General features: G+C 65.0%; 10 protein-coding genes and 3 tRNA genes. 2 read left to right on the top strand and 11 right to left on the bottom strand.

Translation table 11 applies throughout. From position 1 onward, the window contains the following. The 11 genes from Q8R75_RS19625 to Q8R75_RS19575 form a co-directional block, all read right to left on the bottom strand. A partial coding sequence (locus tag Q8R75_RS19625; protein ID WP_305633223.1) for a GTP-binding protein occupies positions 1-141 on the bottom strand: 141 nt, incomplete at its 3' end. A gap of 90 nt (positions 142-231) precedes the next feature. Next, positions 232-306, bottom strand: a tRNA-Thr gene (locus Q8R75_RS19620). Positions 307-383: 77 nt separating this feature from the next. Then, positions 384-457 (bottom strand) — tRNA-Gly (locus tag Q8R75_RS19615). A gap of 109 nt (positions 458-566) precedes the next feature. Then, a tRNA-Tyr gene (locus tag Q8R75_RS19610) sits at positions 567-651 on the bottom strand. A 67-nt stretch (positions 652-718) separates the two neighbouring features. Then, on the bottom strand, positions 719-1,417 hold the full coding sequence (gene bioD / locus Q8R75_RS19605; RefSeq protein ID WP_305614684.1) for a dethiobiotin synthase: 699 nt from the start codon (positions 1,415-1,417) through the stop codon (positions 719-721). Continuing rightward, complete coding sequence (locus tag Q8R75_RS19600) at positions 1,414-2,196, bottom strand: methyltransferase domain-containing protein (RefSeq protein WP_305614683.1); 783 nt, start codon at positions 2,194-2,196, stop codon at positions 1,414-1,416. The genes bioD and Q8R75_RS19600 overlap by 4 nt, the downstream gene beginning before the upstream one ends. After that, complete coding sequence (locus tag Q8R75_RS19595; RefSeq protein ID WP_305614682.1) at positions 2,189-2,950, bottom strand: alpha/beta fold hydrolase; 762 nt, start codon at positions 2,948-2,950, stop codon at positions 2,189-2,191. The genes Q8R75_RS19600 and Q8R75_RS19595 overlap by 8 nt, the downstream gene beginning before the upstream one ends. Beyond that, positions 2,943-4,097: an 8-amino-7-oxononanoate synthase gene (bioF, locus tag Q8R75_RS19590; RefSeq protein ID WP_305614681.1), complete on the bottom strand. Its 1,155-nt coding sequence runs from the start codon at positions 4,095-4,097 to the stop codon at positions 2,943-2,945. The genes Q8R75_RS19595 and bioF overlap by 8 nt, the downstream gene beginning before the upstream one ends. Then, the gene (locus Q8R75_RS19585) at positions 4,094-5,404 is read right to left on the bottom strand and encodes an adenosylmethionine--8-amino-7-oxononanoate transaminase (RefSeq protein ID WP_305614680.1); all 1,311 of its coding nucleotides are present in this window, start codon (positions 5,402-5,404) and stop codon (positions 4,094-4,096) included. Before Q8R75_RS19585 ends, bioF begins: the two co-directional genes overlap by 4 nt. Positions 5,405-5,483: 79 nt before the next feature. Beyond that, entirely contained in the window at positions 5,484-6,878 is a 1,395-nt protein-coding gene (locus tag Q8R75_RS19580) for a dihydrolipoyl dehydrogenase (RefSeq protein ID WP_305614679.1), read from the bottom strand. Positions 6,879-6,982: 104 nt separating this feature from the next. Then, positions 6,983-7,717 carry a glutathione peroxidase gene (locus Q8R75_RS19575; RefSeq protein WP_305614678.1) on the bottom strand — a complete coding sequence of 245 codons (735 nt, stop codon included), beginning with the start codon at positions 7,715-7,717 and terminating at the stop codon, positions 6,983-6,985. Positions 7,718-7,913: 196 nt separating this feature from the next. On the opposite strand from Q8R75_RS19575, the gene Q8R75_RS19570 reads away from it, so the two are divergent. Both Q8R75_RS19570 and Q8R75_RS19565 read left to right on the top strand, forming a co-directional pair. Then, complete coding sequence (locus tag Q8R75_RS19570) at positions 7,914-8,900, top strand: hydrogen peroxide-inducible genes activator (RefSeq protein WP_305614677.1); 987 nt, start codon at positions 7,914-7,916, stop codon at positions 8,898-8,900. Beyond that, a complete protein-coding gene (locus tag Q8R75_RS19565; protein ID WP_069039280.1) occupies positions 8,897-9,370 on the top strand; it encodes a Dps family protein in 474 nt (157 codons plus the stop codon). The genes Q8R75_RS19570 and Q8R75_RS19565 overlap by 4 nt, the downstream gene beginning before the upstream one ends. Positions 9,371-9,440: the final 70 nt, after the last annotated feature.

Raw genomic sequence — 9,440 nt, 5'->3', positions numbered from 1 at the left:
GTACGCCTTCGCTTCGCCACCGAACTTCGACGACAGAATCGTCGTGATCGCCGCCGTCAGCGTCGTCTTGCCATGATCAACGTGCCCAATCGTCCCCACGTTCACGTGCGGCTTGGTACGTTCAAACTTTCCCTTTGCCATTTTTGATCACCCTGATAACTGATTAGAGATCTGCGTCAAACCTCGACTGGCAACCGCGCCTTTACGCGGCATGCCGCACGCCAAATACCGTGGTGCCCATGGGCAGGATTGAACTGCCGACCTCTCCCTTACCAAGGGAGTGCTCTGCCACTGAGCTACATGGGCACGAAAAACCGTCCTGCAGACATTCATCGAAGGCGCTGCCCCGACAAACACCTTATATATATGCACACTTGAATCCGTGGAGCGGGAGACGGGAATCGAACCCGCGTCATTAGCTTGGAAGGCTAGGGTTCTACCATTGAACTACTCCCGCTCAACCATTCCAAACATACTGACCCGCCGTGACCGGCCACCATGATCGGAACCTTCGCTTACATGTTTTTCGAGGTCACCTCAATATAACCTTCAGGAACAAAAGGTTATGGTGGAGGGGGAAGGATTCGAACCTTCGAAGGCAGAGCCGTCAGATTTACAGTCTGATCCCTTTGACCGCTCGGGAACCCCTCCGGCGACCAGCGAAACCCGCGATTATGGTGAGCGTTTGATGCTCTGTCAAACACTCCAGCAAAAAATTTCAGTTGGCGCCATCCTGCAGCGCGCCGAAATCGAGCGCCGCGGCAGCCATCTGCGGGTCGGCCGACGCAAAACGTGGCAGCGTACCCAACAGCGGTGCATCAAGCCGGCGCGACAGCGCTGAGATTGTTGCGTCCTGCTCCAGCATGCCTTCAGGCGTGGAATTGGCCACCCAGCCAGCAAGGCTCAAACCCCGCGCGCGAATCGATTCGGCGGTCAGCAGAGCATGGTTGATGCAGCCCAGCTTCAGCCCCACCACCATGATGACAGGCGCGGCAATCGCCTCGGCCAGATCGGCTGTGGTGAAATCGTCGTTCAACGGCACCAGGAAGCCGCCGACGCCTTCGACCACGACATGCTGCGCGCGCATCGACAGCGAGCGGAAAGCATCGAGAATCACCTCCGACGCTATCGACCGTCCTTCGAGCCGCGCCGCCACATGCGGTGCCAGCGCTGCTTCGAACAGGTAGGGGCTGGTCATCGCCTGCGGAAAACACGCGCCGCTGACGGCCGCCAGCGCATCGGCGTCCTCGTTGCGGATCACGCCGTTCGTGTCGCGCCAGGCGCCGGATGCAACCGGCTTCATGCCGACCGCGTTCAGCCCGCGTGCGCGAAGCGCGTGCACGAGCGCGCAGGCCACCAGGGTCTTGCCGATGCCGGTATCGGTTCCGGTCACGAAATGCGCGCAAGCCTTCATCATCCAGTGTCTCCGTGTCTCGGGCGGTGCGCGACCACCCAGGCCAGCTCATAGGTCAGTGGAATACCCAGCGGCGCCCGCTGCGCGTCGAATGCGGCACAGACCGACTCCCATGCAGCGCGGCCCATCGTCGTACGGCGAGCCTGCAGTGGCACGCGCGAGGCGCCGATGTCGCGGTTGGACTGGAGCAGGCTGCGCGCGTCATTGAAATACTCGACCTGGCGCGATCGCTCGACATGATCGACGACCAGTCCGGCTGTGCCCAGCGCCGCTACCAGGGCCGCCTGATCAAGAAAGGGTAGCGTATGCCGATGCCGGTCGACCGCAGCGAAAGCCAGATCGATCTCTCGCAACGTGCCGTCGAGCACAGTGGCAAAGCACATCGGAGCACCCGGCCGGAGTACCCGGCGACATTCCGGCAACGATCGCGACAGGTCGCACCACTGCAACATCAGACTGGAAAAGATCAGATCGACGCTGCCTTCGCACAGCGGCAACGCATGCGCGTCGGCGCACACACGGGGGTTATCAGCCATCGGTGCATGCGCACAGAGCATGGCTGGCGCAAAGTCGGCCGACAGCAGCAACGCATCCGGATAGCGGCCACGCAGTCCGGCGGACGCGAACCCCGTGCCGCAGCCGAGATCCAGCACGCGCCGGGCAGCAGTCGACGGCAACATGTCGAGCAAGCGGTCACTGACCTGTCGCTGCAGGCCTGCCGAGGCAGCGTAGCGGTCGGCCGCGCGCGAAAAACTGCGCCGGACGGCGGCGAGCTCAGTCATCGGCGCCCACCCACTCGCACAGATCCGCCACACCGCCCTGCAGCCAGGGCAGATGTGCGGCCCCCGGCACGCGCACGCAGTGCGCTCCCGCTGCGGACGACATCCAGTCGCATGCCGCGGCATCGACCACCCGGTCCTCCGCACCATGCAGGCAGAGCACGCGCGCAGACACTCCATGAACGGCTTCACGCAGGTCGACGTGGTGCAGCCAGTGCAACCCCCGGTCGAGCGCCTGCCGGCTTGGCAGAGGCGGTTGTTCGACCAGACCTGCCATCGTTGCGCGTACCTGGCGGGCGTCGGCATCACCCAGCGCGGACAGCGCGGCGAAACGCGTACGGGCCTTCATTGGCGCATCGTCGAACGCGTCGGCAAAGGCATCGAAGCGTTCGGCGCTCATGCCGTGCGGCCAGTCGAATGCCTGCATGAAACGCGGTGTCGCCCCGATCAGCGCCAGCTTTCGCAGCGGTACAAGAGACGCCCAGCGCAAGGCGAGCAGGCCGCCGAGGGACCAGCCGACGACGACGTCGGCATCGGGCACGGTCGCCATCAACTGGTCGACACAGTCTTCGAAGTCCGTGCAGTCACGGTCAGCATTCAGCCCGTAACCAGGCAGATCAGGCTGGACAACGCGCGCACGGCCGCCAAGCGCCTCAGCAAGCGGCGCCATCAGGCGGCCGTCCCAGCCCCAGCCGTGCAGAAGCGCAACGAGCGGTCCGCGCTCGCCGAAGACCCGTGTGTGCAGCAGCTCAGTCATGCCCCGCCTCGATCAGCGCGCGGCACAGTGCGTCGAGGTGCTCGCCCGTGTGCGCTGCGCTTAACGATATGCGCAGTCGTGCCGTGCCAGCCGGCACCGTCGGCGGGCGAATGGCCGGCGCCCACACACCCCGCGCCCGCAACTGCGCGCCCAGCGCAAGCACATCGGCGTTCGTTCCCACCTGCAGCGGCTGGATGGCGGTGTGCGAAGGCATCAGGGGCCACCGTAAATCGGTCAGCCCCTGCTTCAGCCGCTCGCGATGTGCCGCCAGCGTCGCCCGCCTGCCATCGCCCGCCTCGATCAGGCCGAGACTGACCAACAGTGCGCAGGCCAGTGCCGGCGGTGCCGCCGTCGTGTAACGATAGCTGCGTCCGGTCTGCATCAGCCACTCGATCAGATCTGCGTGCCCGGCGACGAAGGCCCCGGCCACACCGGCCGCCTTGCCGAGCGTACCGATGTAGATGATGCGCGGCGACGCAAGCCCGCTGTGCGACAGCACGCCGCGGCCCCGCTCGCCCAGCACGCCGAAACCGTGCGCGTCATCCACCACCAGCAGCGCGTCATGCTGTTCGCACAACGCCAGCAGATCGGAGAGCGGCGCGATGTCGCCATCCATGCTGAACACGCCGTCGGTCACCACGACCTTGCGGCCCACCGCCGATGCAAGCATGCGTGCCACTGCGGCGATATCACCGTGTGGGTAGCGACGCACGGTGGCGCGCGACAGCAGCGCGGCATCAACCAGCGACGCGTGGTTCAGTCGGTCGGCGATCAACGTGTCGCCGCGACCAGCCAGAGCCGGCAGCAGCGCCAGATTGGCCATGTAGCCGGTGGAAAAGAACAACGCGCGCGCCAGCCCGGTGAAGGCGGCGAGGGCTTGTTCCAGTTCTTCGTGCGGCCTCTGGTGGCCGCTCACCAGATGCGACGCGCCGGCACCGGCACCCCAGCGGGACGCACCTTCGCGCAGCGCCTCGACCACCTCGGGGTGATTCGCCAGACCGAGATAGTCGTTGCCGGCGAAGGCAATCAGGTGCTGCCCGTCAACGACGGCTTCCGGGCCGCAGGGTGCGTCGAGCGTCAAGCGCGTGCGAGTCAGATCGTCGCGCGCCAGCGCGCCCAGGCGTGCGCGGAAGTCGAGGGCGCTCATGCGAGTGCTGCGTCCAGCGCGGCCCGTGCGCCGTCGGCCAGCTGCGCGGTCTGCGCAGTGTCGAGAATGTAGGGCGGCATGAAGTACAGGGTGTTGCCGAGCGGCCTGAGCAGCAGGCCGCGCTCGAGCGCCTCGCGGTAGTAGCGCCGGCTGAATTCAGGCTGCGGCGCGTCGATGTCGAGCGCCCAGATCATGCCGGCCTGGCGGAAATTTCGCGCTGCAGGGTGTGCCGCAAGCGGCGCCAGAGCGTCAGTGAAGTCCTGCGCCCAGACGAGGTTGCGCTGCAGGATGTCGAGCCGCTCGAACAGGTCCAGCGTGGCCAGCGCGGCGCGGCAGGCCAGTGGATTGCCGGTATAGGAATGCGAATGCAGGAAACCGCGCGCCATCGTGTCGTCGAGAAAGGCGTCGAACACCGCCGGCGCAGACAGCACCAGCGACAGCGGCAGCGTGCCGCCGGTAATGCCCTTGGACAGACAGATGAAGTCGGGCCAGCCGCCACCCGCCTCGTCAAGCGACTGTTCGCAGGCGAAGAAGGTGCCGGTGCGGCCGCAGCCGACCGCGATCTCGTCGGCAATCAGATGCACCGCGTATCGGTCGCACAGTCGGCGTGCATCGCGCAGCCAGGCGGCGCCATGCATCGCCATGCCGCCGGCGCACTGCACGCGCGGCTCGACGATCATCGCGGCGATCCGGCCGTGGTTCAGCGCGAGAAAGACATCCAGCGCCGACAGTGCCGCCGCTTCGTCTGCAGCCGGACTGGGCAGCACATGCGCGCCGCGCACCATGGGCGCGTAGGCGTCACGGAACAGCGCAACATCAGTCACTGCCAGCGCACCGACTGTTTCGCCGTGATAGCTGCCGGCGAAACAGATGAACTCGTTCTTGTCGGCCTGCCCCACATTTCGCCAGTAGTGCAAAGACATCTTCAGTGCGATTTCGGTCGCCGACGCGCCGTCCGAAGCATAGAAGGCGTGGCCGAGCCGGCCGCCGGTCAGCGCCGACAGATGCTCCGACAACGCCACGACCGGCTCGTGCGTGAAGCCGGCCAGCATGACGTGGTCCAGCGTGTCGAGCTGGTCGCGCAGCGCCTGCACGATCGCCGGGTGGCTGTGGCCGAACAGATTGGTCCACCAGGAACTAATGCCGTCGAGATAGCGGCGGCCATCCGGCGCATGCAACCAGGGCCCCCGGGCACTCGAAATGGCGAGCAGCGGCAGCGAGCGGTCGGCATGCCACTGCATCTGTGTGCACGGATGCCAGACGGCGGCGAGGCTGCGGGAAACGAGGGAAGATTCGGAGGCGGACACTTGCACGGAAACACGAGCACATCGAGGCCCGCATTCTAACCGGCCGTCCGGCACACCCGCCGGACGGCCGCCTCGTCAATCACGCATCGGCAAGTTTGAGGGCCGCATCGCGCAAGGCCGTGCGCAGTCCTTCTTCCACCACCGGGTGGTAGAAGGGCATTTCGAGCGCGCGCTGCACCGTCATGCCCGACTGCATCGCCCAGGCGAGCAGATGGGCCAGGTGTTCCACGTCGGGGCCGATCATTTCGCAGCCGAGCAGGCGTCCGGACCCCTTTTCGGCATAGACATGCAGCAAGCCCTTGTTGCGCAGCATGACGCGCGATCGACCCTGGTCCTCGAACGACACCTCGCCGGTGACGAAGCTGTCGGGCACCAGATCGGCGAAGCGGTGACCGACCGTTGCAAGCTGCGGATCGGAAAACACCACGCCGATAGGCTCGCGCCTCAGACCCGGCTGCACCTGCGGGAAGCGCGCCGCGTTCTCGCCGGCAATCCGGCCTTCGTCCGCAGCCTCGTGCAACAGAGGCACATCGTTGTTCGCGTCGCCGGCGATGAAGATGCCAGTGTTGCCGCACTGCATCGTCGTGCGGTCGAAGTCCGGCACGCCGTTGGCGCCGAGCGTCACCGATGTGTTCTCCAGGCCGAGGTGCTTCACGTTCGGCGCACGACCGGTCGCGGCGATCACCCAATCGAATTCCTTGACCGCCGATGAGCCGTCGTCGAAGTCCTGCATGAAGCGTACGCCATCGCCGACGCGCTCGACCGAGCTGACTCGCGCATCGGTGAACAATGGAAACTCTTCGCCGAAGGTGCGCGTGGCGTATTCCTTGAGCGCCGGATCCGAGAACGGTCCGACGAAATGGCCGCGGCCGAACATTTCGACCTGCACACCGAGACGGTGCAGCGCCTGCCCGATCTCCAGACCGATGACACCGGGGCCGAACACGGCCGCCGAACGCGGGAGGTCTGTCCAGTCGAACACGTCGTCGTTCACGATAAGCCGGTCACCGGCGCCCTTGAGCACTGGCGGAATCGCCGGCGACGAGCCGGTCGCGATCACCGCACGGCCGAAAGTGACGACCGTGTGCTCATCGACCTGAAGGCTGTGGTCATCGAGAAACTTCGCATGGCCGCGCAGCTTGTGGTCGGCCGGAATGTTGTCGACGCCCTTGAGCACGAAGCCGACGAAGCGGTCGCGTTCGCGCCGCACGCGCTCCATCACGGCGACGCCATCGATGCGCACCGATCCTTCAAGGCGAATGCCGAAGGCGTCCCACTTTTCGGTCGCATGGGCGGCTTCGGCCGCGGCGATCAGCAGCTTGCTCGGCATGCAGCCGACGCGCGCGCACGTCGTGCCGTACGGGCCGCCTTCGATGATGACGGCACGCCGCCCGGCGGCGATGGCCGCACGATAGGCCGCGAGGCCGGCGGTGCCGGCGCCGATGACGGCCACTTCCACATTCACTTCTTTCATGTCGTTCTCCCTGTATCGGTCGATCAGGCCTGCACACCGCGCGATGTGCAGGCCTGATCGGACGACGGGTCGCCCCGTCATCCGGTCAGTTCAGGTCGGTGACCTTACTTCGCCGCCCACTTTTCCAGCTCTTCCCAGCCGCCGATGTGCTGGCCGTTGATGAACACCTGCGGCACCGTCTTCGCCCCGGCGATGGCGCCCAGGGCGCGGGAGCGCTCGGTGTGCGGAAGGTTGATCTCCGCGTAGTTGTAGCCGCGTTCGGTGAGCAGTGCCTTGGCCTTGGCGCAGAAGGCGCAGCCTTCCCGCGTCAGGATGGCGACCTGGTCCGGCTTCTTTGCATTCGGGTTGATGAAGTTGAGCATCGTGTCGGCGTCGGACACCTTGAACGGATCGCCCGGTTCCTGCGGCTCGGAGAACACCTTCTGCACGACGCCATCCTTCACCAGCATCGAATAGCGCCAGCTGCGCTTGCCGAAGCCGATGTCCGACTTGTCGACCAGCATGCCCATGCCCTCGGTGAATTCGCCGTTGCCGTCGGGGATCAGCGTCACGTTGTCTGCTTCCTGGTCCTTCGCCCACTCGTTCATCACGAAGGTGTCGTTGACCGACATGCACACGATGCTGTCGACGCCGTTTTCCGCGAAGGCTGGCGCAAGCTCGTTGTAGCGCGGCAGATGGGTCGACGAGCAGGTCGGGGTGAAGGCGCCGGGCAGCGAGAACACCACCACGGTCTTGCCCTTGAACAGATCATCGGTCGTGACGTTGGTCCATTCGTTGTTCTGACGCACGCGGAACGTGACGTTCGGGACGCGCTTGCCTTCCTGGTTGTGCTGGCTCATTGCTGTTCCTTTCAGAGGGATGAATCGTGAAGTCCGGAGATGCGCCGGCGTTTATAAACGGTTCAGCGCATCGACGAAGTGCAGTGTGGGCGCATACACATGAATCGTCCAATGGATTAAACTTGTCGTGTTGATCGAATGTTTCGATGATCGTTCGAATTCTCCACCGACTTACCCAGCATAGGCGCCGTCTCACATGTCTGCCCTGCCCTCACTTCGCCAGTTGCGCTATCTGATCGCAGTGTCGGAGAAGCTCAACTTCACGCAGGCCGCCGAATCCTGCTTCGTTACACAGTCCACGCTGTCCGCCGGCATCAAGGAGCTGGAAGCCACGCTGGGCGCTCATCTGGTCGAGCGTGAACGCCACTCGGTCGTGATGACGCCGATCGGCATCGAAATCGTCGACCGTGCGCGCAGCCTGCTGTCCGAAGCCGAAGACCTCAGCGAGTGGGCGCGCAGTGCAGCCGAGCCCATGAGTGGCCTGCTGCGGCTGGGCGTCATCCCGACCGTCGCACCGTTCGTTCTGCCGACGGTGCTGCCGGCGTTGCGTCAGCGTTATCCGTCGCTTCGGCTCGCGCTGCGCGAGGACCTGACAAGCCACCTGCTGACCCGCCTGATCGCCGGCCAGCTGGATTTCGCGCTGATCGCGCTGCCTTACGACACCGGCAATCTGCAGGTGAAGCGGCTGTTCGATGAAGAACTGCGCCTGATCGCGCCGGCCGATCGCGAAGGGGACATGCCACGCGAAATCGGCAAGGTCGATCCGGATGAACTGCTGCTGCTCGAAGAGGGGCACTGCCTGCGCGGCCACACCCTCGGCGGCTGCGGCTTGCGCGAACCCCGGACCCGCGGAATGGAAGCCACAAGCCTGTTTACGCTGGCACAAATGGTCGAGGGCGGTCTGGGGCTGGCATTGCTACCGGAAATGAGTTTGCGTTCCGACATCCTGTCGCACATGAAGCTGGTGTCGCGCCGCTTTTCCGAACCGCGACCGCGCCGTACCATCGCGCTGGTTGCACGCAGTTCGAATGCGCGACAGGAATCATTCGAACGCATCGCCGAGCTCATTGCCGCACAGGCATCGCTGCACCTGTCAGACTCGACCGACGCGGGCGGAACCGCCGGGCGGGGTCCGGACTCCCACCTGAACGAACACCAGAAACGAGAAAGGAAAGCATCATGAGCAGCATCAACATCGGCATTTCCGAAGAAAATCGCCGTGCCATCGCGGACGGTCTGTCGCGCCTGCTGGCCGATTCCTACACGCTGTACCTGACGACGCACAACTTTCACTGGAACGTCACCGGCCCGATGTTCAACACGCTGCACCTGATGTTCGAGGCGCAGTACACCGAACTCGCGCTGGCGGTCGATCTGGTGGCGGAACGCATCCGCGCGTTGGGCTACCCGGCACCGGGCACCTACTCGGCCTACGCAAAGCTCACGTCGATCAAGGAACCGGAAGGCGTGCCATCAGCCACCGACATGATCCGGCAGCTGGTTGCCGGCCAGGAAGCCGTGACCCGCACCGCACGCAGCATTTTCCCCGCGGTTGAAGAAGCGCACGACGAGCCGACCGCCGACCTGCTGACCCAGCGCATGCAGGTGCATGAGAAGAATGCGTGGATGCTGCGCAGTCTGCTGGAAAGCTGAGATCGGCGAAAACCAGCTGACAGGGTTCGGGCGCTGATGTTGGGCATCGCTTTGCTCACCCCAACCTACG

Origin of the sequence: Methyloversatilis sp. (assembly GCF_030696805.1) — a bacterium.
GTDB lineage: Bacteria > Pseudomonadota > Gammaproteobacteria > Burkholderiales > Rhodocyclaceae > Methyloversatilis.
This window is presented reverse-complemented; position numbering and strand designations above follow the sequence as displayed.